Source organism: Corynebacterium sp. KPL2850 (genome assembly GCF_040225855.1).
GTDB lineage: Bacteria > Actinomycetota > Actinomycetes > Mycobacteriales > Mycobacteriaceae > Corynebacterium.
In genome coordinates, this window is sequence record NZ_JBEHFV010000012.1 from 40,841 (window position 1) to 64,803 (window position 23,963).

Consider the following 23,963-nt stretch of genomic DNA (forward strand, 5'->3'; position numbering starts at 1 on the left):
GCAATACTCTGCGTGTGTATGAAGAAGCACACACTTACCCTCTGCACTATCCTCTCCGCCTCAGCTCTCACCATCGCTTCCTGCTCGGCGCCTGAAGAAGACAGCGATGCCCAAAACACCAACGAAGCCACCACCGCGGAAAGCCACGAACACGAACACGAACATGACCACGATCATGATCACGAGGGCCACTCCCACGACGGCATGGAAGCCGAAGAAGGACAGACCGAGGTAGCCCAGCTTCCCACGCGCATCGTCTTCTCCCACGCCGATGGCCTGACCACCTACGATGCCAAATCCGGAGACGTCCTCGATAAAGAGGAGATGAATGCCTTCCTCCGCCTCAATGACACCGGCGATGACCGCCACGTCATGGTGACCAAGGGCGATAACTTCCTCACCTACGACACCGGCCGCATCACCAAGGCTCACGGCGACCACAACCACTACTACACCGCGGATCCAGAGCTAGGCGATGACAAGATTAAGGCGCCCCACGCTGGCCACGTGGTCCACCACGATGGTTTTACCGCCCTATTTTCTGATGGGGATGGCGTAGCCAAGATTTATAAGACCGAGGACATCGGCTCCAAGGATGCCAAGCCCGTTAACACCGTCAAGACGGGCGAGGGGCACCACGGCGTGGCCGTCCCGCTTGAGGATGGCTCCGTGGTCATCACCAAGGGTACCGAGGACGAGCGCCACACCATCCAGCACCTGGACAAGGACGGCAAGGTCTTGGATGAGACCACCAAGTGCCCCGGCGTCCACGGCGAAGCAGCCGCTGGAAATGGAAAGCTCTTCTTTGGCTGCGAAGACGGCCCCGTAGTCTTTGACGGCTCCAAGTTCCACAAGGTAGACGTCTCCGACTATGCCGGTGCCGATGGCTACCAGCGCTCTGGAAACGCCGCGGGTTCTGAGGAATCGAACGTCATCCTGGCCGATAATAAGACCGACAAGGACGCCGAGTCCGAGCACCCCACCTCCGTGACCCTGATCAATACCGAGGACTACTCCGCCAAGAAGGTGGACTTGGACGGTTCCTACTGGTTCCGCTCGCTGGCGCGCGGCCCAATGGGCGAGGCCCTGGTGCTGACCACCGACGGCAAGCTCAATGTCATCGACCCAGACTCCGGCGAAATCACCAAGAAGATCGACGCGATTTCCAAGTGGAAGGAAAACGAGGAATGGCAGCAGCCTGGCCCGATCCTGAAGGCCGCCAATGGCTATGCCTACATCACGGATGCGCAGAAGAAGGAGCTCGTCGTCATCGACCTCTTGCGCGGTAAGGAAACTGACCGCTACGAGCTGGACTTTGAGCCCACCGAAATGGCCGTGCTCTAAGTTTCCAGCGCACCAGTGCTCGTGCTTGGCGATGCCCCTCCCACTCGCCCCAAGCTAGAGCACTTCTGCACCCGCAGCCGGGCCCTGGGCAACAACGCCCTTGGTGCCCGGTATTTCTATGCTTACCTGTGCTGCAACTTCCTCCGCGTCTTCGCGGGTAGCGCATAAAAACGCGCAGGTAGGCCCGCTGCCGGAGACGATGCCGTTGAGCGCACCCGCGTCCATGCCCGCCTCCAAGGTCTTGCGGAGATCTGGGCGCAGGGATAGCGCGGCGGGTTGCAGATCATTGTGCAGGTGCGCCGCCACGCGCCGGGCATCGCCGGAAATAAGCGCTTGGGAAATCTCCGTCGTATCAAGCGCCGGCGCGCTGACCCGCCCCGCATCGCGCAATTCATCGAGCTTGCGGAACACGCTAGGTGTGGATAGGCCGCGATCAGAAGCAATCAGCGCCCAGTGATAGGTCCCCCTGGTCATCATGGAGGTCAGCTGCTCCCCGCGCCCGGTACCAAGCGCCGTGCCGCCCAGCAGGGTAAACGGAACATCCGAGCCAAGGGCGGCGCCCAAGGCATCCAGAATGTGATCGCCTACCGAATCAATCCCGTAATAACGGCCGTAGCAGCGCTCGGCAAGCCGCAGCGCCGCCGCGGCATCCGCAGAGCCACCCGCCATGCCGCCGGCGGTGGGAATGGCCTTGTGAATCTCAAGGCCCACCTCCGGAATCTTGATGCCCCCACGGGTGACATAGAGGTGCTGCATGATGCGGTCGACCGCGGTCCAGGCTAGGTTCGTGTCATCCTCCGGCACGCCCGCAGCGTGCGGACCGGATACCTTGAGATACTGCACGCGGGGCCTATCCATTTCGGCGTTGCCTAAATCAGTCAGCGATACCGTATCGTGCAGGCTCAGGGACTGAAAGACCGTGACCAGCTCGTGAAAGCCATCCTCCCGCGGCTCCGCCACGCCAAGGTGCACGTTGACCTTGGCATGCGCATGCGCGGTATAGGTTATCGGCTCGCTTCCGTGTGGTGCGCTCACTGTAGTCCCGCCAATCGTACAAAGTCTGCAACAGCGAGCTTCTCCCCGCGCTGCTTCGGGTCGATTCCGGCCGCGCGCAGGGCTTCCTCCGCGGCCGCACCGGAACCATAGTGGCCCGATAACGCGGCGCGGAGGGTCTTGCGGCGTTGGGCAAAGGCGGCATCGACAAGCGGCCAAACCACCGCGCGCGCGGCATCGTCGACCGGCCAGGGCGGGGTATCGAAGACATCGATGCGCACCAAGCCGGAGGCGATATTGGGCGCGGGCCAAAAGACATTCTTGCCGATGGTCCCAGCCTGGCTCACCGTGCCATAAAATCCGGCCTTCACGGAAGGCACGCCGTAGATCTTGCTGCCGGGCTCCGCGGCCAGGCGCTGCGCCACCTCCAGCTGCACCATGACGAGCACGCGGCGGATGGAAGGAAAGGTCTCCAAAAAGTGCAAGAGCACCGGCACCGCCACGTTATAGGGCAGGTTAGCCACCAGCGCCGTAGGTGCCGCCACATCTTCACTGGTCACGCGCAGCGCATCCTTTTCCACCACGCGCAGGCGCTCGGCGTAGTCCGCGGCGCGCTCACCCACCGTTGCCGGCAGCTGCGCCGCCAAGCGCGGATCGATCTCCACCGCGGTGAGATCTTCAACGATCTCCACCAGCCCAAGGGTCAGCGACCCCAATCCGGGACCGACCTCCACGACGCGGTCTGCGGGATCCAGATCCGCGGCCGCGATGATGCGGCGAATGGTATTGGGATCATGGAGGAAATTCTGCCCCAATTTCTTGGTGGGCGTGATATCCAGTTTCTCCGCTAAAGCTCGGATTTCTACTGGGCCTAAAAGCGCGGCGCCCGGGGAATCAGTCATGTTCTCTAACCTAGTTGAAGAATGCAGAAAGTCGCACCCCGCGCCGTAGTGACGCGGGGTGCGATGCAGAATGCGCGGTGCTGCGCGTGCCTTTAGCGCAGGCCCAACTTAGAGGTACATGCCGGCCATGCGCCCCAGCCCTGGGAAGCCTGTACCTTCTGTGCCACGGCGATCTGCTGCTCGCGGGTAGCCTGCCATGCCTCAGGCGCGTATTCGGTGCCGCCGAAGCCAGCCCAAGTGGACGGCGTGAATTGCAGGCCACCGGAGAAACCGTTGCCGGTATTGATGGACCAGTTACCGGTGGATTCGCACTGCGCGATGGAATCCCAGACGGAGCCATCGGCCACGGCGGGGGCAGCCGTGCCCGAGTTACCGCCTTGCGGCTCCGGCTCCGCCTGCTTGGTACCGCGGGCGATGGTCGCGGGCTTTGGCCCTACAACGACCTCATCCTTGATGACCTCTTCGGATTCCTTCTTGCCGTTCTTCATAACCACCTTGCGGGTGATTTCGCGCTTGCCCTTTTCGCCCTGCTCGCGCACCTCTTCGGCGCCGGCTTCCAGCTCAGGGTCATCCACGAAATGCGGCTCGGCGTCGAATTCCTCGGTGGCATTCTCGGTCTGAATGTCTATCCGCTCAACCTTGATAGACATGCCCTCGGTGACTTTTTCTTCCTTGGCTGGGAAGACGCGGTCATCCTCACCGAGCTTGATACCGCGCTCCTTGAGCACATCGCCCACGGTCTTGGCGGCAATCTTGGTGTAGGTATTCTTGCCGCCATCGTTAATCTTGATGATCTTGGGGGAAACGACCTCTAGATCCATGCCATCTTTTAGCTGGGTATCTTTGTCCACGTCATCCTCGCCAGACTTCACGGCAGCTCCCGGGTTTACGCCCTGCAGGTTATTGAGCAGATCAGAAACGGTGAGATCGGTAGTGGAAAGCTGCTGCTGTTCACCATCGATGGATACGGCGACTGGCTTGGCGGTGCGCACGGAGATCTCATCGCCATCGGTCACGGACTCAGATGGTGCGGGCGAGACGATGTCCTCTTCGCCCACCTGAACGCCGGCGGCCTGCAGGGCGCCGTCCACGTCCTTGGCAAAGGTAGCCAGCTCCACCTTGTCGCCGTTGACGTCTACGACCAGGTCTTTCTGCGCAGCAATCGCCACGACACCGCCTACAGCGAGGGTGCTCAATACGCCACCCGTTGCCAGGCGCAGCGGCAGGGAACGTGAATTATTAATGCGCTTAATGTGGTGAGGTGCCATGTGTAGTTAATCTCCGGTAGTGCTGTCTATCCAGTATCACAATTGTTACCGCTGGCTAGGGAAACCAGCGGCGGTGCCCGCTACTGCCCCGACTGTGGAGCAGCGCGGTGGGAAGGTAGAGACATAAAGCCTCAACGAACAATCAATAACAATACGATAACGAGTAAGGAAAGTCGAGAAACGTTGCGCCACAGCTATAACTGGCGAAAACAGTTGTCACATCAAGCACCCATACCACCAGCGACCAGCGGGTTTAATTTTGTGACACTCCTCACTCATCCTCCGTGTTAATCCCATACACGCGATCAAAAGTCTCGTTGACCTCCGCCGCCAAAGCCTGAGTGGTCTGGTGGCGCGCCCGGGCAATGCAGTCATAGGTGTGTCCGATCAGGGAAGGCTCATTGCGCTGCCCGCGGAACGGCTCTGGGGTCATAAACGGCGCATCGGTTTCCACCAGCAATTGTCCCGCCGGGGCCAGCGCCGCCGCCTGGCGCAGTTCCGCATTGCGCTTGAAGGTGACATTGCCAGCAAAGGACAACACGTAGCCTCGCTCGAGTGCTTCTTCTGCTACCCGCAGCGGCGAGGAGAAGCAGTGGAGCATGACGGTGGCGGGCGCGGGGGCATCGGCAAGAATGCGCAGCAAATCCTCATCCGCCTCGCGGTTATGGATCATAAGCGTCTTGCCGGTGCGCACCGCCAGATCGATATGCCAGCGCAGGGATTCTTCTTGCTGGACCAAGCTCGCGGTGGTCTCCGGTTCGTGGTGGACCCAGTAGGCGTCCATGCCGGTCTCCCCCACCGCCACGCACTGCGGATCCGCCACCATGTCCTCCAAGGCGGCCTTGGTGGGTGTATCTAACTCATTTGCCCGCACTGGATGGATGGCGCAGGCAGCGTAGACATTGGGAAATGCGCGCGCGGTGGCAAGAGCCGCTTCGGATTCGCGGCGGTCATCGCCTACCGTTACCAGGCGGGATACCCCGGCTGCGCGGGCGCGATTGACCAGCACCTCATCGGTATCTTTATGCGAGAAAAGGTGGGTATGCGCATCACTGAGCCCGCTGAGCCCTGGGGCCGGAATGGGAGTAGGACGTGGCTTCTTTTTAGACATACCCGCAATTGTAATATTGGCAGCTATGTTGATCAGACCAGCGGACCTGAGCGATGTCCCCGCCATAACCGATACCCTCAACTGGGCCATCGAGCATACCGACGTCATCTTTAACTCCACCCCAGTCACCGTGGCTGAGCGCGAAGAACACCTGCGCCACATCCAGGACATGGACTGTCCCTTCCTCGTTGCCGAAACCGATGCTGGCGAATACTTGGGCTGGGCGCTCTACCACCCCTACCGCGATCCCCGCATCTGGCAGGGCTGCTATGAAACCACGATTTACCTTTCCCCCAATGCCCAGGGCCAAGGCGTGGGCACCGCCCTTATGGGTGAGCTGGTAGACCGCGCCCGGGCGGATGACAAGGTGCATTCGCTGCTCGCCTTGATCGTGTCTACTAATACGGCATCATTAAAGTTGCATGAAAAGTTCGGGTTTGAAAACGTGGGAACTCTCAAAGAGGTAACCTACAAATTCGATCACTGGCTTAGCCTCACCCACTTAGAACTTCTGGTGTAAAGGACTTTTGATGCATATTCGCCCCGCCGAGCTTGCCGATGCCCCCTCCATTTCCGCCATCTACAATGCTGCCTCCGCTGCTAAACCGGCGAATAACCTCATTACCTGGCAAGAAGAGGTCTCCGACCGCGAAGATTGGCTGAAGGACATGTCCAAGGCGGGCTCGCCCGTGCTCGTTGCCGTAGACGATGATGAAATCATCGGCTGGGCCGCCTACTTTCAATTCGTCACGCCCGCCATCTATTACGGCACCGTCGAAGATTCCGTATACATCTCCCCCGTCGCCCAGGGCAAGGGCGTAGGCTCTGAGCTTCTCGATGCCCTCATGGACATTGCCGCCGACGATCCCTATATCGAAACCATGATTACCTACATCGTGGATACCAATGCCGGTTCCATTGCGCTGCACAAGAAATTTGGGTTCACAGAAACTGGCCGCATGCCCAATATCCACACCAAGGACGGCGTGCGCCTAGGCCTGGTTCACCTGCAGCGCGATTTCCAGCACTAGGCAGAACCTTTAAGGCATCGCAAAAGCGCGGTGGCCCTCCCTTTTCATTGGGACTGGCCACCGCGCTGTGTGTATCTAGCGGGACGTTACCGCGCTAGTTCATCACCGGCGCCCATTCCGGGCCGGTTTCGCCGAGCTCTGGATCCAGCTTGGAAATGAGCGGCTTCGGTTTTGCCAAGGGAGTACCTGGTGCCACCTGGATGCGCTCCCACTTGGCCTGCTGCTGGGTGTAGTCACCCATAATGACAGGATATTCGTGGTTTTCTGGGGGAAGCCCCGCGCCCACGAGCTCAACCGGGATATCGTCCTTGACCTCGCGCACCTCAGGCTGCGCGGCCCATTCGCCGGTGCGGCCCAAGGTCTCGTGCACCCTTTGCGCGGTAAACGGCAGGAATGGGGTGAGCATGACATTGCAGTCAGACACGACCTGCAGGGCGGTCCACAAGACGGTAGCTAGGCGCTCGCGCTGGGTTTCATCCTTGGCAAGCTTCCACGGCTCTTGGGAGGCAATATAGGCATTCGCCTCGCCCACCACGTGCATGATGGAGACGATGGCCTGCTTGAACTTGGATTGCTCCAGCAGGTCACCGGCGGTGGTAAAGGTCTCCTCCGCCAGCTGCAAAATGGCCTCGTCGCGCTCCTCCAGGGCCGCCGGAACCGGAACCTCGCCAAAGTTCTTGTGCGCCATGGATACGGTGCGGTTGACCAGATTGCCCCAGCCATTGGCCAGCTCATTATTCACGCGGCGCACGAATTCATCCCACGTAAAGTCCGCGTCGTTGTTTTCCGGGCCAGCTACGGCAATAAAGTAACGCAGCGGATCCGGGCCGAACTCCGCAAGGAAGTCCTTAACGTAGATCACCACGCCCTTGGACGAGGAGAACTTTGAGCCGGACATAGTCAAGTATTCCGAAGACACGATTTCCGTTGGCAGGTCCAACTCACCGTACTGGTGCAGCTCGCCGCCCTTTGAGCCCTTGCCGGCATAGCCCAGCAGTTCCGCCGGCCAGATCTGCGAGTGGAAGGTGATATTGTCCTTGCCCTGGAAGTAATAGTGGCGGGTTTCTGGGTCCTGCCAAAATTCCTTCCACGCCTCCGGCTGGCCGGTGCGGTGCGCCCACTCGATGGAGGCGGACAGGTAGCCCACGACGGCATCAAACCACACGTACAGTTTCTTCGCGTTATTGTCCTGCCAGCCGTCCACCGGAATGGGAATGCCCCAGTCAATATCGCGGGTCATGGTGCGCGGGCGCATATCCTCCAGCAGGTTCAAAGAGAACTTCAGCACGTTCGGGCGCCAATCCTCGCGGGTGGAAAGCCACTTTTGCAGCTCGTCCTTAAGCGACGGCAGATCCAGCAGGAAGTGCTCGGTCTCCACGAACTGCGGTGTTTCGCCGTTGATCTTGGACACTGGGTCAATCAGGTCTACCGGGTCCAGCTGGTTGCCGCAGTTATCGCACTGGTCACCTCGGGCGCCATCGGCACCGCAAATGGGGCACGTGCCCTCGATATAGCGGTCCGGCAGCGTGCGGCCGGTGGACGGAGAGATTGCCCCCTTTGTGGTCTCTTTTAGCATGTAGCCGTTCTCATTGAGCCCCTTGAACAGCTCCTGTACCACCGAATAGTGGTTGCGGGTGGTGGTGCGGGTAAAAAGGTCATACGACAACCCGAGGTTGGCCAGATCGTTGACGATTTGGCGGTTATAGCGGTCTGCGAGTTCGCGGACGGATACGCCCTCCTTATCGGCTTGGACCAGCAACGGGGTGCCGTGCTCGTCCGTACCGGAGACCATGAGTACGTTGCGGCCGCGCATTCGCTGGAAGCGGGCGAATACGTCAGAGGGAACGCCAAAGCCAGCCACGTGACCGATGTGGCGCGGGCCATTGGCGTATGGCCAGGCAACATTTACTACTAAAGACTCAGTCATGGAGTCCAGTTTATCGAAGCACCTGCACGAACACACGTTGAGGGCACATTACCCCAACCACCGAAAAGCGCCCGCCTCCTTCCCTAGTTTGGGAAAGCGGCGGGCGCTACTACCGAAAGCGGCGGGCGCTACTACCGAAAGCGGTAGATACTTAATCTACTTGCGCTTCATCGGGTTCTTCAAACGCTCGTTGCGGCGCTTCTTGAGCTCCTGCGTGCGCTGGTAGTCGCGGTGCAAGCGGCGTTCGCGGGCCATCTTGCGCTGGAACTGTTGCGCCTCGCGGTACTCAAGGTAAATGATGTCCTGGCTCAAGTCCTTGTAGATGGCGAACATCAAGCCAATGACGATGAACAAGAACGGCAGCGCCGCCACGATGGTGACGTTCTGCAGGTTGGACAGTGCATCCTCATTAACCAAGAGCAGGGTCAAACCAACGGCTGCAGTCAGAGCACCCCACAGGGCGGATAGCCACGGCTTCGCGGTTGCGGCACCATTTTGTGTCATCGAACCCATCACGGTGGACGCGGAGTCCGCGGAGGTAATGAAGAAGGTGGCCAGCAAGATGACGGCGACAACGCCGGCAATGAAGCCACCAGGCAGGTTGTGCAGGAGGTTAAACAGCTCTACCTCGGCGGATTCGCCGGTGATGGATTCGCCGTTTTGCTCCATGTGGATTGCGGTGCCGCCGAAGATGGCGAACCACAGGGTGGAAACGCCGGCTGGGATGAGCAGGACGCCCAAGCAGAACTCGCGGACGGAGCGGCCGCGGGAAATGCGCGCCAAGAACATGCCCACGAATGGGGACCAGGAGACCCACCATGCCCAGTAGAAGATGGTGTAGCCAGACAGCCACTCACCGGCGGTGCCGTTCTCGGACTCGGCGGTACGGCCGATCATCTCGGTGAAGTAGTTGAAGTAGTTACCGATGGATCCCGGAATCTGGTTCAGGATGGTCACGGTTGGGCCCAAGATGAACACGAAGATGGCCAGCACCGCAGCCAAGACCATGTTGGCATTGGACACGTACTGAATACCCTTGCCCACACCGGAAAGTGCGGACAGCAAGAAGGCCAGGGTCAATACCAAGACAATGCCGATAACCACGGACTGGGTTGGGTTATCGATGATGCCGGAGGCTTCCAGGCCGGCCTGGATCTGCAGCGCGCCCAAGCCCAGGGAACAAGCGGTACCGAAGACGGTGGCGAAGATGGACAGGATGTCAATGAACTTGCCCAATCCGCCGTTGGCGCGGCGCTCACCGATGAGCGGCACGAAGGTCTGGCTTAGCAGCTGCTTGCGGCCGATGCGGTAGGTCGAGTACGCGATGGCCAAACCAACAATGGCGTAAACAGCCCAGGGGTGCAGCGTCCAGTGGAACATGGCGTAGGCCATGGATGAGCCCACGTTTTCCGTTCCTCGGCCGGGCGTACCGTCGCGGTAGTTCGCCAGCGGCTCGGAAGCACCGTAGAACATGAGGCCAATGCCCATACCCGCAGCGAACATCATGGCGATCCACGAAGGCGTGGAAAACTCCGGTTCCTCGTTAATGTGGCCCAACTTGATGGAACCAAACTTGGAGGAAGCGATAAAGATCACGAAGGCCACGAAGACGGTGCCAAAGAGCACGTAAGCCCAACCGAACTTATCGACGACCCACGTCAGGGCCGCGGAAGAAAAGTCGGCGAAGTTATCCGGGGCGGCAAGTCCCCAGATAACGATGGCGGCAACGAGAACACCCGCAATACCCATGATGGTCCAGTCAATCGGGATATTATCGCGGTCCGCAGCAACTTCGATTTCCGGGTCGTCATACTCTTCGGGGTGGAACCCCTCAGAGTTGATCATGTCCTGGATCTGGCTCGTCGCCGTCTGTTCGTCCAGTGCCTCTTCTACCGTTTGATAATCCTCAATCGGCTGCTCGCTCGAAGCAGTAGAAGTGGTCCCAGCAGGCGCTTCGCCGGGCCCCTTCCCTTCTTCGGGCACGCCAGTGCCGTTATTTTCAGTATTAGTCATGCTCTCTACAGTGGTGTTATGACCCCAATTTTTCAAACCGTTTTGTTACCAAAACCCCAGCTTATGCACATTTTTGAACATTTCCTTAATGCTTCCTGCACACTTATAAGCGCATATCCCCACGTAGACGGCTTTTAGACGCCACACGCCCGGAAAGTATAACGATTCGATAACTTATACCAAGGCGTGAAACTACCTGCTAGCACGGCTAATTGTGACCTTTTATACACTGCATAGAAATAAGCTGCTGTCACCTCAACAAGTGTTCAGCTAACGGGTACTCAGCGGGCCTCTAGTGCGGCATCATAAAGCTCCCGATTGGATACCCCAGTCCCCTTGGCGGCCTGCTTACACGCGTCCTTTAAGCGCATGCCGGCCGCGGCCAGCTCCAAGGCGTGCGGGACCAAGTCTGCGGCGGTCACGGCAGCGCCGGTTCCACCTTCGATGACCACGGTAATCTCGCCCTTGACTCCCTCGCTCGCCCATTCGGCCAGCTCAGCTAGCGAGCCGCGGCGCACTTCCTCGTACGTCTTGGTCAGCTCGCGGCACACCGCGGCGGGGCGATCGCCGCCGAGGATCTGGGTGGCATCGGCAAGCGTCTCGGCGATGCGGTGGGGAGATTCAAAAAATACGATGGCGCGTTTTTCATTGCGCAGCGATTCCAGCCACGCCTTTCGCGGGCCAGGCTTGCGCGGCGGGAATGCATCGAAGAGGAAGTGGCCCACGCCCAGACCAGAGAGGGCAAGCGCCGTAGGCACCGCCGAGGGGCCTGGGAAACACGTCACGGGAATATCGCGCTCGGCAGCCGCGGCCACCAGTGACAGGCCTGGATCGGAGATGATCGGCATGCCGGCATCGGTGACCACGAGGACGGTGCCGTGCTGGGCGGCATCGATAAGCTGCTGCGCACGCGCCTGCTCATTGTGGTCAAAGTTGGATACCACGGACCCGGAAATTTCGATGCCCAGGGCCTGCGCCAGGTTGCGCACGCGGCGGGTATCTTCGGCGGCGATGACATCAGCATGCGCCAATGCCTGCATCAGGCGCGCCGAGGCATCACCGGCATTTCCCAAGGGCGTGGCGGCAAGGATAACGCCGCGCGGAAGTGGTTCCAGACCTAAAGCTGACATGCCTCTAGCATTCCACATTCTCCTATGCGCCCGCGCGCAGGCTCGTCGCCTAAACTCTTTTTCGTGACTATTGATACCGCTGCCCCCTCTAGCTCACCGCGCACCCCGCATAACCGCGTGATGCCGCCGACACCGCGCACCTACACGTGGGGCAAGGCCGATTGGATAAGCACCGGCATCATCGCCGTTCTCGCACTGATCACCCGGTTCGTGGGCCTTACCGCGCCGGTATCACAGGGCACTCCCGTCTTCGATGAAAAGCACTATGTCCCCCAGGCCTGGGACATGGTCAAAAGCTGGGATAACTTATTCACCGGCGGTATCGAGACCAACCCGGGCTTTGGGCTCGTGGTTCACCCGCCGTTGGGCAAGCAGATCATTGCCATTTCGGAATGGGTCTTTGGTTATACCCCGCTGGGCTGGCGCTTGATGACGGCCCTCTTCGGCGTCGGCACCGTCCTGATGACCATGGCGCTGGCCCGCCGGTTGTCCTTTTCCTGGCAAGTGGCCACCTTTGCCGGCATTCTGGCCGTCTGCGATGGCGTCCTCTTGGTCTCCGCGAAATTCGGCATGCTGGATATCTTCCAGGTCTTTTTCATCGTGGCCGCAGCGTGGGCACTAGCCCGCGACCATCAACAGATGCGCGAGCGCCTCCACCACGCCCTGTTGAGCAACGAGATGGGCACCTCCCCATTCGGGCCACGCTTTGGCTTCCGGTGGTGGCGCTTTACCGCCGGAGTCTTTTTAGGCCTGTCGCTTGCCGTGAAATGGTCTGGGCTGTACTACATCATGTTTTTCGGCCTGCTCTGCGTCTTTAGTGACCTCGCTCTGCGCCGCAAGTATGGCATTCGCCGCTATATTGTGGGCACGCTCATTCGCGATACTCCCGCAGCACTCGCCTCCCTGGTCGCCGTGCCCGTAATGATTTATGTGTGGAGCTGGCGGGCGTGGTTTGCCTCAGAGACCGCGGTCTACCGGCACGCCAAGGTGGATGGGACCATCGGGGAAGACTCTTGGCTCATGCACTTACCGGAGCCTGTGGCCGGCTGGTTTTATTACCACTCCTCCGTATTGGATTTTCACGCCAGCTTGACCTCTTCTGGTGGCCACCACCACCCGTGGGATTCCAAGCCGTGGGCATGGCTGGCCGGGGCTCGGCCCATTTTGTATTACTCAAGTACGGACCTGGAATGCAGCGGCGGTGGCGAATGCCGCAAGATGCTCTACCTCTTTGGCACCCCGGCGATCTGGTGGCTGGTAGTCCCCGCAGTACTTTGGGGGCTTTGGTCGCTTATCATCCGCCGCAACCGCGCCTTCCTCATTCCCCTCGTGGGCTTTGCGGCCGGATTTCTCCCGTGGCTGGCGGCCTTTGACCGGCAGATGTACTTCTTTTATGCCACCGCGTTTATCCCGTTTGTCATCGTGCTTCTCGCCCTCACGCTAGGCCAAATGGTCGGACGCGGTAAGCCCATCAGGTGGCGGTGGATTAGGCGCATCGCTGGCGGGCCGATGCGGCGGGGAACGTTTGCAGCCGCCTGCTATCTCGCGCTGGTGGTCGCAATGTTCTTCTACTTCGCGCCCATCTTATACGGCTTCATCATCCCGGAGTCTTGGTATCAATCCATGATGTGGCTGCCCAGCTGGAAATAGGTGGCAGAAACCCGTTCGCCTTAGTGCGGCTGCGCGTTCAAGGATTTCCACCACGCGCGCACCAGGTAGCCCTTCTCGGCAGCCCACGCCCAGGCCAGACTAATGGTCGACAGCGCGGTAGCGATGAGCAGATAGACCTGTTCCATGGTGACGGTGCCGAGCGCAATATCGCGCACACCAAAGCCAAAAAGAAATGCAAACATCGTGGCGGATACCGGGAAAAGCCCGGTCACAGAGGCTGGGCGCCAGGCGCTCCACAGCAGGCCACACGCCATGCCAAAGCGCACGGCCGCGCCTTCCATCAGCAGGTTGGCGCGGTCTGGATCGGCCGCAGGGTCCAGCACCGAACCCTCTGTGCCCAGCGGCACTAGGCCGGAAGCACGCACCACTTGCACGATGGCCCACACCGCAAAAACGAGTCCCATGACTACCAAGGCACTGCGTGCCACCGTGAGGTTGGCCTGCCTGGCGCTCGATGCCCGCTTCCACTCCGGTTCTACCCCGGCGAGGATCACCTCAGAAAGATCCGTCGGCGGCGACATGCCGGAATCCGCCGGTTCCACGAAGCTTAAGGAACGCGATAGCGCCGCTGCCTTATCGCGAAACGCTCGGCACTCCGCGCAGTGTTCTAGGTGGGCGTCGATGACGTCTGCGGAAAGCTCCGCTTCTTCGCCATCCAGCTGGGCGGAAATCGCCGCTTGCACTTGGCTATGCGTCAACATTACTTAACGCCCTATCCAAGCTCGCCCGGCCAGAACCAAAAATAACGATCATTATGAGGGACATGCACAGCACCAAGGGGTACTCGATGCCACCGTCGCCGGCAAAGAGGCCATTTCCCCAGTGCACGAAGTACAGCGCGCCCACCATGTCCACGGCCAGCGCCGCAGCGGCAAAGGTGGTTAACAAACCAATGACGAGGAAGGCGCCACCCACCATCTCCCCGATTGCGGCGGCATAACCGGCTATCTGTGGCTGCGGGATGCCGAGGGCAGAAAACTGCCCAACCGTCTCATCCATTCCGTCCATGAACATCTTGTCCACGCCGTGCGCAATAAAGATGAGCCCGAGGACCAACCGAAAAAGCAGCAACGCGGCATCACGAACGGCAAGTCTATTCATGGTCAATAGACTACATCGAATGCCCACCCCAACGCGAAGACACCGCCGCCCCACGCCCTGAGCTCGCAATTTCACCATCTGGCGAGGTACACGCTGCATCCCACCCGCAATAGCTGCTTCAATGGGGAAAGACAAGAAAAATAAGCACTACACAGCAATAGGAGAACCTCCCATGGACACTGACACCACCACCGAAGAACGCACCCCGCTGGCCTATGACGAGAACGGTGTAGCCCGCACGCCGTGGGCCGTGGCATCGTCGCTATTGACGGATTATTACGACACCGAATGGGGACTTCCCATTAGGGACGAGGCCGGCCTTTTTGAGCGCCTGAGCCTGGAGTCCTTCCAGTCTGGGTTGTCTTGGGCCGTGGTATTAAAAAAGCGCCCCGCCTTCCGCCAGGCCTTTTGCCACTTTGATCCGGAAAAGGTAGCAGAATTCGGCGAGGCCGAGGTGGAGCACTTGCTTGCCGATGCCACCATTATCCGCAACGAGCCCAAGATCCGCGCCACCATCAATAATGCGAAGGCCACCATTAAACTGCGCGAAGAGGGTGGCTTAGCGGATTTCATTTGGAGCTTTCAGCCCACAGAAAATATCTACCCCGAGGTCATGGAGGATATTCCGAACAAGAGCCCAGAATCGCAGGCCATGTCGCGGGAATTGAAAAAGGCCGGTTTTAAGTTCGTGGGGCCGGTGACCTGCTTTGCGCTCATGGAGGCAATAGGGATGGTCGATACCCATCTCTTGGGCTCCCACCGCCGGGCTACCTCCGGCGTATGGCCGGAGGAAACCGAAAAGCTCCACGGAAGCGAGGATGCAGCCGGCTAATTAACCTGCGCGGCGAGCGGCTAGGTCATCGCGGCGCCCTACCCCATTGGTCCCGGCGTGCGGGCCATCAAAGTCGCCGTCCTCATCATCGCTGTAGCTTAAGGGAAGGTGCTCAAAGTCGGGGCTTTCATCATCGATCTCGACGACGACCGCGCCCGGACGGCGCAGGTTGCGGGGGATCTTCAATGCCTCATCATCGGTATTGTGAACGCCCAACCGCGCGCGGCGCAGGTGCTTTACTCGGCGCCGCAATAGCGCTTGTTCTTGGCGGACTTGTGCGCGCAGCGCCACCAGATAGGTACTGGTCAGAACACCGACGATGCCTGCCAACCACCAGGTCCATCCGCCGGCCACAATGCCGAGGGCCACGGTGAGGACCACTGCGATGGCTAGGCCGATGAGCGTGCGCTGGCGGCGCTGATAGCGGGTAGCGGACTTCTCCTTTTCCGCTACTGGGTCCCAACCACCGCGGCCAAGGCGCCGCTGAGCAAATGCCACCTCGTCCTCAGAAAGGTCTGTATTCAGCGCCGCGTCCTCAGCGCCACGGGCGCCGTACTCATCTGCTTCCGCCGATTCCTCTGCTGCACCTTCGGATTCAGACTCTGCGGAGTCGGTTTCCGCGGTGTCCGGTTCTTCTGCATCAATGACTGGGGCGGGATCAACCGCGCCCGGATACATCAGGTCAACCGGGGAAGTATAGGTCTCGTCGTAGTCATACGCGTCCTCGGCAATGTCCGCTGCCACCGGCGCGGTGAAGGACTCGGTGGAATTGGCAACCACATCGCCGCGGCGGCCCTTGCGCTTTGCACCGCCTGCTTCCTCGCCGGCGCGCTCGTCATCATCGAGCAAGACATCATCGGCATCGTCCGTGTTCACATCTGCATCGTCGGAGTCCCTAGACGTACGCGCGCTATCGGCGGGAGTGGTGGCATTGGTCGCATCGGTGGTATCAGCGGCAGCGGCTGGAACCGCGGATTCCTCAATGACTTCACCCTCGATGGTCTCTGCCGTCTCCTCCGCCGGGGTGGCGTGCTCGTCGTGAGCGTCTGCCTCGCCCTCATGGGCGGCGGAGCGGAATCCGCGACCACCCACGCCAAAGGGTTGCGCCCGGGCGCGGCGGGCAGCACCGGCAATGGTCCGTGACTGTCCACGGGAAGCGCGGTCCTCTGCCTCTTCATCGATCAGCACGTCATCGACGTCTGCCTCGCGGTCCGAGTCCTCCGTGGAAGCGGATACGACCTCGTAATCTTGATCCTCATCCGACGCACTTCGGTGGACATCATCGGCCCGCAGGCGCGGGCGGCGGCGGCCAGCGACATTGCCGGAATCGCCGGAAAAGAGCACGCGGGTATCCTCAAAGGCCTCGCCGGTATGGCTCATCGGGCGATTGCTCCTGCCCAGTAGCCACGGCGCGAGCACGAAGAGCCACACCACGATGATTGCAATAACTGGCACAGCTGTGGACACGACTTAAGGACCTTCCCTTGGGGTGCATATGATTACTCCACTGTAATCGCTAAAACCGCACTTTAGGGGCCACAGAAGCCGTAAATTACAATGTTGTTACTTATGTGAAAACTGAGAAAGCATCCCCCGGAATTAAGGATGCTTTTCACACCAAACGCCCAGCTTGGCGCAGCCGCTCAACCGCTGTGGATGAAAAATCTTCCTTGACTAGGGCCACGAAATGGTGATCCCGCCAGGCGCCATCGATATGCAGGTTGCGGCGCAAAAATCCCTCGGAGCGAAAACCGTTGGCCTCCAGCACGCGCCCGGAGGCGGGGTTTTGTTCCAAGTAGGTTGCGGTCACTCGGTGCAGTCCTACCCGCCCAAAGGCGTGATCCACGCCCAGGGCCGTGGCCGCGGTGGCAACGCCCGCGCCCTGCACGGCGGAATAAACCCAATAGCCAATCCAACAGTCCCGGATGCTGCCGTGCTGGATATTGCCAAGTGTTACCTGGCCGGCGAACTTTCCCTCGAGCTCAATGGCCAGGGGGACTACCTGCGCATCGCGCGCGGAGTTGCGCAAAAACATGAGGTAATTCCACCAGGATTGCGAGCTATGGGCCGCTGCCCAAGTGGTTGCTTGGGTCGGCTCCACCGGCCGGAGCAATGGTTCGTCTTCAATGCGCTGGCGCCGCCATTCGGGACCATCCGAGCGCAGCAAAGGCCGCAGCCGCAAGCGCCCGCCGGACGGCAGCGTCCCCGAGGAAGGCAGCTGCACCGTAGGCGTCGCCTCCGGCCAACCGGGGTGCAAATCATCGGTGGGCCCAGTAACTGGATGGCGCAACTTGGCCGCAGCGGTACCGAAAGGGTCAAGCATTAGCTGCGCTGGGTAAGGAATAAGACGTCAACGACATCACCCGGGCGAATCTCGGTGACTTCCTCAGGCACGCGGATCATGGCATTGGCCTCGGAAAGTCCAGCCAAGAGGTGCGCCGGCGCACCGGTCGCTCCGCCAAGGCCCTCGACCAAGTAATCGGCGGTCTCGGCATCGCGCATCAAGCGGGCGCGGATGAAACCACGGCGTCCGGGGCGGGAATCGATGTGGTTCAGCGCGCGGGCACGCACCACTCGGCGGTGGGCGTTGCGCTTGCCCAAGGCCAGGCGAATCAAGGGACGAATATAGATTTCGAAAATAACCAGCGACGAAACCGGGTTCGAAGGAAGAAGAAATGTAGGGATGCGCTCATCTCCTACTAGCCCAAAGCCTTGCACGGATCCTGGGTGCATGGCCACGCGGGAGGTATCTATATCGCCGATTTCCGCCAAAATCTCGCGGATCTGTTCGGCACCGGCGCCACCAACGGCACCGGTAATCACAAGGGCTTCGCTGCGCGTGATGTGGGTTTCTAGCACTTCCCGGATGCGGCGGGGTTCGCCTTCGGCAATGCCTACGCGGACCACGTCCGCCCCCGCTTCCTTTGCGGCGGCGGCCAAGGAATAAGAGTTCACATCAAAGACTTGGCCCAGGCCCGGTTCCTTGTCCACATCGACCAACTCGCGGCCAAAGGACACGATGGTCACGCGCGGGCGCGGATAAACCAGCACCTTGGAGCGGCCCACGGCGGCCAGCAGGCCAATCTGCGCTGGGCCGAGGACGGTGCCAGAGGATACAGCGACATCGCCGGGCTGGATATCATCGCCCACGCGGCGGACGAAGTCGCCCGAGCGCACCGTCCGGTGCGCCGTGATGCGCTTGCGGCCGCGATCGGTCCATTCGAGGGGTAGGACGGCATCGGCAAGCGTGGGCAAGGGCGCGCCCGTATAGACCCGCACTGCTTGCTTGGGCTGCAAGCGCAACGGCTGCTTCGAACCGGCCGGAACCTCGCCCACTACGGGCAAGGAACGCTCGACCTCTGGTGGGGCGGGCTGCGCGGCGGCGTCATCGGCCTGCTCAGCCGACTCCTCCCCCTCGCTGCCATCTTGGTCCTGATTCTTCGGGCGCCGAACCTTCAACCCGCGCTCGCCACCGATATCAACGGCGCGAACCGCATACCCATCGATGGCCGCCTGGGGAAAGCCCGGTAAAGGCTGATTGGCCTGCACCTGCTCGGCGCACATTAACCCCAGCGCATTAGAAATGCTCATCCGCACCGGCTCCGGGGTCGTCGCCGCATCAGTAACCAGCGCCAACTGGTCATCAACTGAACGCATACGGTCTCTGCCCGCCCTTTCTTATTGCCCTTTACCTTGCTTCCCTCAACGCACGTGCGCGCGGTGCAAGGTAATTAGTTAAGGCCTTGTTCCGCCTCGAAATCGGACATGATTTGTTTAATAGCTTTATACAGCGCTGGGCCGTATTTTTCATCGCGCAGGCCAAAGTCCACGTTGGCCGGGATATAGCCGCCGGGGTTGCCCAAATCGTGGCGTTTGCCCTCGTGGACCACCACGTGGACGGGCTCGCCTTCTTCAATGAGCAGCTCGATGGCATCGGTCAGCTGCAATTCACCACCCTTGCCCGGTTCGATGCGGCGCAGCGCATCAAAGATCTTGCGGTCCAAAAGGTAGCGCCCAGTAGCTACCAGGTTGGATGGCGCGTCCTCTGGGTCCGGCTTTTCCACCATGCCAACGACCTTTTTCACGCCCGGCGCGTCAGTATCTTCTACGTCAAAAACGCCGTAGTTGAACGTCTGCTCCTGCGGCACTGCAAACGCGCACAGCACGCTGCCGCCAAGCTCGGCGCGAACGCGCGCCATATCCGCCATAACGGTGGCCGGCAGCACGATGTCATCCGGCAGCATGACGGCAAAAGAGTCCTCGTCATCTGCCAGGACTTCTTCCGCCAGCCCCACGGCATGGCCCAAGCCCAAGGGCTTTTCTTGCTCTACCGCGATGGGCTCAATGAGCTGGTGAGCGCGGTTGACCTTGGCCACCTGCTCATCCTTGCCGCGGGAATCTAAGGTTTCTACCAGATCCGGAAATTCCGCAAAATGGCGCATTACTTCTTGCTTTTCGGGTGCGGTAATGACCGCAAGCCGGCGCGCGCCCACTGAAGCTGCTTCCTCAGCAATCAATTCAATGCCGGGAGTATCCACAACGGGCAGCAATTCTTTAGGGACGGTTTTCGTGGCGGGCAGAAAGCGGGTGCCCATGCCAGCCGCTGGAACTACAACCGTGGTGATTCCGGAGGCGGAATCTTCGCGTTCATTAGCCATGGATCTTAGGGTACAACGGCGCACGATTTTCCTGTGTAGCGCTACGCCACGGACGCTATTATTTATTTATGCCTTCTTCCAGCGATATCAAAGAGCAACTGCGCACCCGCCTGCTTCGCGCGCGCCGCAGCCTCACCGCCGATGAGCGCGCGGAATGGACCACTGCCCTGCGCGAGCAGTTAGAGCCCGATCTTTCCGGCGTATCGAGCGTCGCTGCCTATTGGCCGTTGGGCACAGAGCCAGGCGGGGCGGATTTCATCCCGTGGCTTTCCCGCCGCGTCGACCGCGTATTATTGCCCATCACCTGCGGCAATGGCGTTTTGAACTGGGCAGATTACAAGGGTCCGCACAGCATGCAGCCTGGTCAGTTGGGCATTTCCGAGCCGGCTGGCCCGCGTTTTGATAGCCGGGTGCTGTGCGGTTGCGATCTGATTTTGGCCCCCGCTATGGCCATCGATGCGGCCGGAAACCGCCTGGGCAAGGGCGGCGGCTACTACGACCGCGCGCTTTCCTTGGTGCCGCGCAACCACCCCACGGTACTCGCCATGGTCTACCCCACCGAGTTTCTTGACTCTATCCCGGCTACAGCCCACGATCGCCGCGTCGAGGCCGTGGTTACCGCCGCAGGAATCCACCGCTTTTCTTCCTAAACGCAGGGAACCGTGCGGGCGGTAGCGCAGTCTAATTGTGCATGGCTCATTCTCCGTCACCGCGAATCTCTCAATTCTTTCGCACCCTGCGTACCCCTGGCCACCGCCGCGGCGTGCTCGTGCGCCGCGCCATTGCCTTGGCCCTGCTCGTTGCCGCGCTGGTCTCCGCGATTTCCAGGGCAAAAGAACTGCCGCAGGTGCTGGTCTTTAGCCACGATCTGCCCGCCGGCGCGGAGCTGTCCGCCGCCGATGTCTCCCTCGAGCGCCTGCCTTCTTCCTCCATTCCTAGCAGCGCGCTTGCCGATGCCCCTTCCGACATCGCCGGCCGCATCATCACCGCCGCCGCGGGCAAGGGTGAGGTGGTCACCAGCCAGCGGCTCCTAGGCCAAGAGTTAGTCTCTAGCCTCGTCGCCGAATCGGGGTCTGACGATTCTGCGGAAGGCAGCTCTGGCCGCATGATCCCGGTAAAACTTGCCGATCCAGACATCATTCCCCACCTACAGCACGGCGATACCGTCGATATCGTCACGGCAAGCGATGCCACCGATTCCCAGCCCGCGACCGCCCGCGTCATTGCCTCCGGTGCCCGAGTGGTCTCCACCACCACTGCGGAGGGCGAAGTATCTTCTGCCACCGTCTTGCTCGCACTTCCTAATGAACACGCCAATGATGTAGCCGCGGCCTCATTGAACCAACCGCTAACCGTGGTTATCGTGGGTGATCGCGCTCAGCCCCAAGCCGTCGATGACGCAGTCACTGCTACTTAAAGACAGCCTGAACCTTTTGCGTACTGGTGGTCTTTGCTGTACTTATACCTGACCTATTCCTGTGCCGATTCCGCGATTTCAACGGCTTGGCCGATGTAATTGGCTGGGTTTGTCAAGGAATCAAAGTCCAGCTTTTCCGAAACACTCGCGAGCTTAGGGTGAGCCGCACAAAACTCTTCCAAGCAGGTGCCGTTCTCTTTATTTTCTCGGGCGAAGTCCTGAAGAGCGTCGTGTGCGGCACTATGACCAATATGCGGAGCCAGCTCCATCATGATCCCTTCAGTCATCAATGAGACACCCGCGCTTTTTACAGTGCCTTCTAATGCTTGTGCATCAAAACGCAATCGCGGAAAGAGCTGGCCCAACTTTTCCAGCGCTCCATCGACGGCAACAAAGATTTGTGGAATCAGGTTGCGGTGGATCTCGGATTGGCGGTGGTCGCGTTCAAAGGTGGCCGGCGCTTGCGTCAGCATGTTTGCCGCCATGCCACAAGCCATGCTGGCTCCCACGGAAATTTTCATTGTGGCAAAGGGATTAAGTTTTTGCGGCATGGTGGACGAACCGGAAGTATGTGCATCCATGTCCTCGCGGGCCTCGACCAAATCGGATTGCTGCATAGCAAAGAGATCTTCTGCAATCTTGGCCAGACTTTGCCCCAAGATAGCCACGGTAGTCGCAAGCTCTGTCATTGTATCCGAGCTCGCATGCCAGGAAACCGGTTGATAAACCAGTTCCAATTCTTTGGCAAGGCGCTGGCTTAGCTCGGGGCCCTGTTCTCCAAAAGAGGCCAGCGTGCCTACAGCACCGGTAAATTGAATCTGTTCCGTGCGCTCGCGCATCGCTTCCAAGCGTTCCCTGCTCCGGCGCAGTTCCGCATTCCACCGCGCGAAGCGCGTACCCAGTGTCGTCGGCAATGCATACTGCCCATTGGTGCGCGCGACCATTAACGTCTTTGCATGCTCGTGAGCAAGTTTGGCGGTAGCTGCAATCACGGCGTTCAAGCGTTCCAGTATTAGGTCAGTCGCTGCCTTGATCTGCAGGGCCCGCGCGGTATCCAAAATATCTTGAGTTGTCGCCCCGTAATGGACCCAACCGCGCTGGTCTTCCGGAATCGCTTCCCGCAGCGCATCGAGGACAGCAACCGAAGGGTTGCCAACCCCGCCGCTTTGGGCTTTTTCTATCAGCTCATCACTGGCAACTGCATTGTCTGAGATTGCCTCGGCAGCCTCCTGCGGGATGATTCCCATGTGTCCCTGAGTCCGCGCCATTGCTGCTTCAACAGCGAAAATCGTCTGGATAAGTTGTGCTTCTTCCCAGTGGGCTTCCATGTCCGCTGTGACATAGCCCTTCTTCTGAAAAGACGAGTTCAGTGCGCCGATTCCCATGATAAATTCCTTACTTTTACGGATGTAGGTTGTGGCCCCAGATATTGCTTAGAGCAAGACCAGGCTGGATACGATCATCACGACAAAGCCAACCCCCATTGGAAGGAGCGTGCGCCGAATAAGCTCGGTGGTAGAAATCCCTACGCCACCGGCAACGGAAATGATTACTCCGGAGACCGGAGAAACCGCGCGGAATAAACCACTGGCAAATTCCATTGGGGTAATCACTGCTGCTGCCGAAGCACCGAGTCCACGGCTGACATCAGGCACCAGGCTGGCAAAGGAAGAGAATGCGCCGACACCGGAACCGGTCAAGAACGTCACCAGGCCCACAATCAAGGTGAACATGAGGGTGATGACGATAGCGCCGGCGCCGAGTTGCTGGCCTCCATCGATGAGCATGGAAATGGCACCCGTAGCCGTCAACCCAGTGGCGAAGATTTGTGCCGCGATAATCAATGCGACGATGCCACCAAACATCTTTCCCATACCCGTGAAAAAGGATGTGGCTTGTTCAGTTGCGGTGGCAAAAGAACGATGGCGAATGATTTCGCACAGCATGGCCAATAGCCAGACAATTACGAATGCTCCCACTGTGCTCAGCTCGATGCTGTCATTAACCAAGGGGCTAAAGATTATCAACAAGATAATGGGCAGCGCGAGAAATATCCCGTACCACTTCGGGCCTGCTTCGCCAGAACCATCGCCCATGGTGTCGGTTTCCTTGTAGTCTTCCAAATCCCGCTTATCGTAATGCTGCTGCACGAAATAGTGAGTGATAGCAATTGCAATAGCAGTAGGAATGGCCACGATCAGCTGATACTGAACAAAGTAGACGACGGGGGATAACTCAATGGTTCGCGCCGACAGCACCGAGGTTCCCGATGCCGGCCCCATGGGCAATGCAGAGGCTGACACGATGACCGCGCCTGCTGCTGCGGGGCTAACCCCTACCGCCTTCAGCACTGGAAGCAATAGCACTAGAAGCAAAATAGCGAGCCCAGCAGCGCTGGGGATAAACATAAAAAGCACCACGCCGAGGAAATACGTGAGAATTAGCGTGATGTAGGGGTGCTTGAACTTTGCAATTGGGGCTGCAAGTACGGGCCCGAACCCCGGAAAGTGGACACGGGGATTTAATCAAGATGCGATAGTAAGTGTAGCTGATCCGGCGGCTTCG

The 23,963-nt window shown here is 59.8% G+C and carries 21 protein-coding genes and 1 pseudogene; 7 read left to right on the forward strand and 15 right to left on the reverse strand.

The features are described 5' to 3' along the window. Positions 1-18 precede the first annotated feature (18 nt). Complete coding sequence (locus ABRP93_RS05680; RefSeq protein ID WP_349887224.1) at positions 19-1,344, forward strand: hypothetical protein; 1,326 nt, start codon at positions 19-21, stop codon at positions 1,342-1,344. Between the two features lie 54 nt (positions 1,345-1,398). Here ABRP93_RS05680 and ABRP93_RS05685 read toward each other — a convergent pair whose 3' ends face one another. From ABRP93_RS05685 to ABRP93_RS05700, 4 genes are all read right to left on the reverse strand, one after another. Next, the gene (locus ABRP93_RS05685; protein WP_349887225.1) at positions 1,399-2,379 is read right to left on the reverse strand and encodes a 4-(cytidine 5'-diphospho)-2-C-methyl-D-erythritol kinase; all 981 of its coding nucleotides are present in this window, start codon (positions 2,377-2,379) and stop codon (positions 1,399-1,401) included. Further along, positions 2,376-3,239, reverse strand: coding sequence for a 16S rRNA (adenine(1518)-N(6)/adenine(1519)-N(6))-dimethyltransferase RsmA (gene rsmA, locus ABRP93_RS05690; protein ID WP_349887226.1), 864 nt, complete (start codon positions 3,237-3,239; stop codon positions 2,376-2,378). Before rsmA ends, ABRP93_RS05685 begins: the two co-directional genes overlap by 4 nt. A gap of 92 nt (positions 3,240-3,331) precedes the next feature. Next, positions 3,332-4,507: a resuscitation-promoting factor gene (locus tag ABRP93_RS05695; protein WP_349887227.1), complete on the reverse strand. Its 1,176-nt coding sequence runs from the start codon at positions 4,505-4,507 to the stop codon at positions 3,332-3,334. 271 nt (positions 4,508-4,778) lie between these two features. Beyond that, positions 4,779-5,618: a TatD family hydrolase gene (locus ABRP93_RS05700; RefSeq protein ID WP_349887228.1), complete on the reverse strand. Its 840-nt coding sequence runs from the start codon at positions 5,616-5,618 to the stop codon at positions 4,779-4,781. Positions 5,619-5,643: 25 nt separating this feature from the next. Between ABRP93_RS05700 and ABRP93_RS05705 the strand changes: the two genes are divergently transcribed. Both ABRP93_RS05705 and ABRP93_RS05710 read left to right on the forward strand, forming a co-directional pair. After that, positions 5,644-6,138 (forward strand): GNAT family N-acetyltransferase, encoded by a 495-nt coding sequence (locus ABRP93_RS05705; RefSeq protein WP_023026009.1) that lies wholly within the window; start codon positions 5,644-5,646, stop codon positions 6,136-6,138. A 10-nt stretch (positions 6,139-6,148) separates the two neighbouring features. Beyond that, on the forward strand, positions 6,149-6,649 hold the full coding sequence (locus ABRP93_RS05710) for a GNAT family N-acetyltransferase (protein ID WP_023026007.1): 501 nt from the start codon (positions 6,149-6,151) through the stop codon (positions 6,647-6,649). 94 nt (positions 6,650-6,743) lie between these two features. On the opposite strand, the gene metG is transcribed toward ABRP93_RS05710, so the two are convergent. The 3 genes from metG to rsmI all read right to left on the reverse strand — a co-directional run bounded on the left by metG (position 6,744) and on the right by rsmI (position 11,719). Further along, positions 6,744-8,576, reverse strand: a complete 1,833-nt coding sequence (metG, locus tag ABRP93_RS05715; RefSeq protein WP_349887230.1) for a methionine--tRNA ligase — start codon at positions 8,574-8,576, stop codon at positions 6,744-6,746. A gap of 156 nt (positions 8,577-8,732) precedes the next feature. Next, positions 8,733-10,589, reverse strand: coding sequence for a BCCT family transporter (locus ABRP93_RS05720; RefSeq protein ID WP_349887231.1), 1,857 nt, complete (start codon positions 10,587-10,589; stop codon positions 8,733-8,735). Between the two features lie 281 nt (positions 10,590-10,870). Next, complete coding sequence (rsmI, locus tag ABRP93_RS05725; RefSeq protein ID WP_349887233.1) at positions 10,871-11,719, reverse strand: 16S rRNA (cytidine(1402)-2'-O)-methyltransferase; 849 nt, start codon at positions 11,717-11,719, stop codon at positions 10,871-10,873. A gap of 24 nt (positions 11,720-11,743) precedes the next feature. On the opposite strand from rsmI, the gene pmt reads away from it, so the two are divergent. Next, complete coding sequence (pmt, locus tag ABRP93_RS05730; protein WP_502879648.1) at positions 11,744-13,369, forward strand: protein O-mannosyltransferase; 1,626 nt, start codon at positions 11,744-11,746, stop codon at positions 13,367-13,369. A gap of 20 nt (positions 13,370-13,389) precedes the next feature. On the opposite strand, the gene ABRP93_RS05735 is transcribed toward pmt, so the two are convergent. After that, positions 13,390-14,091, reverse strand: coding sequence for a zf-HC2 domain-containing protein (locus ABRP93_RS05735; protein ID WP_349863004.1), 702 nt, complete (start codon positions 14,089-14,091; stop codon positions 13,390-13,392). Next, on the reverse strand, positions 14,078-14,491 hold the full coding sequence (locus ABRP93_RS05740) for a DoxX family protein (protein ID WP_349887235.1): 414 nt from the start codon (positions 14,489-14,491) through the stop codon (positions 14,078-14,080). The genes ABRP93_RS05735 and ABRP93_RS05740 overlap by 14 nt, the downstream gene beginning before the upstream one ends. 172 nt (positions 14,492-14,663) lie before the next feature. On the opposite strand from ABRP93_RS05740, the gene ABRP93_RS05745 reads away from it, so the two are divergent. Beyond that, complete coding sequence (locus tag ABRP93_RS05745) at positions 14,664-15,323, forward strand: DNA-3-methyladenine glycosylase I (RefSeq protein ID WP_349887236.1); 660 nt, start codon at positions 14,664-14,666, stop codon at positions 15,321-15,323. On the opposite strand, the gene sepX is transcribed toward ABRP93_RS05745, so the two are convergent. The 4 genes from sepX to ABRP93_RS05765 form a co-directional block, all read right to left on the reverse strand. Then, positions 15,324-16,790, reverse strand: coding sequence for a divisome protein SepX/GlpR (gene sepX, locus ABRP93_RS05750; protein ID WP_349887237.1), 1,467 nt, complete (start codon positions 16,788-16,790; stop codon positions 15,324-15,326). Positions 16,791-16,935: 145 nt separating this feature from the next. Continuing rightward, positions 16,936-17,646, reverse strand: a complete 711-nt coding sequence (locus ABRP93_RS05755) for a GNAT family N-acetyltransferase (protein WP_349887239.1) — start codon at positions 17,644-17,646, stop codon at positions 16,936-16,938. Then, a complete protein-coding gene (glp, locus tag ABRP93_RS05760; RefSeq protein WP_284899939.1) occupies positions 17,646-18,980 on the reverse strand; it encodes a molybdotransferase-like divisome protein Glp in 1,335 nt (444 codons plus the stop codon). The genes ABRP93_RS05755 and glp overlap by 1 nt, the downstream gene beginning before the upstream one ends. Positions 18,981-19,054: 74 nt before the next feature. After that, positions 19,055-19,981, reverse strand: a complete 927-nt coding sequence (locus ABRP93_RS05765; RefSeq protein WP_349887241.1) for a UTP--glucose-1-phosphate uridylyltransferase — start codon at positions 19,979-19,981, stop codon at positions 19,055-19,057. Positions 19,982-20,049: 68 nt separating this feature from the next. Here ABRP93_RS05765 and ABRP93_RS05770 point away from each other — a divergent pair, with 68 nt between their 5' ends. Next, positions 20,050-20,631, forward strand: coding sequence for a 5-formyltetrahydrofolate cyclo-ligase (locus tag ABRP93_RS05770; protein WP_349887242.1), 582 nt, complete (start codon positions 20,050-20,052; stop codon positions 20,629-20,631). 41 nt (positions 20,632-20,672) lie between these two features. After that, the gene (locus tag ABRP93_RS05775; RefSeq protein ID WP_349887243.1) at positions 20,673-21,398 is read left to right on the forward strand and encodes an SAF domain-containing protein; all 726 of its coding nucleotides are present in this window, start codon (positions 20,673-20,675) and stop codon (positions 21,396-21,398) included. 53 nt (positions 21,399-21,451) lie between these two features. Here the strand turns inward: ABRP93_RS05775 and ABRP93_RS05780 are convergent, their stop codons facing one another. Both ABRP93_RS05780 and dcuC read right to left on the reverse strand, forming a co-directional pair. Continuing rightward, on the reverse strand, positions 21,452-22,783 hold the full coding sequence (locus tag ABRP93_RS05780; protein ID WP_349887244.1) for a lyase family protein: 1,332 nt from the start codon (positions 22,781-22,783) through the stop codon (positions 21,452-21,454). A gap of 48 nt (positions 22,784-22,831) precedes the next feature. Beyond that, positions 22,832-23,875 (reverse strand): annotated as a pseudogene (dcuC, locus tag ABRP93_RS05785) (C4-dicarboxylate transporter DcuC); the annotation flags it as partial. Positions 23,876-23,963 lie beyond the last annotated feature (88 nt).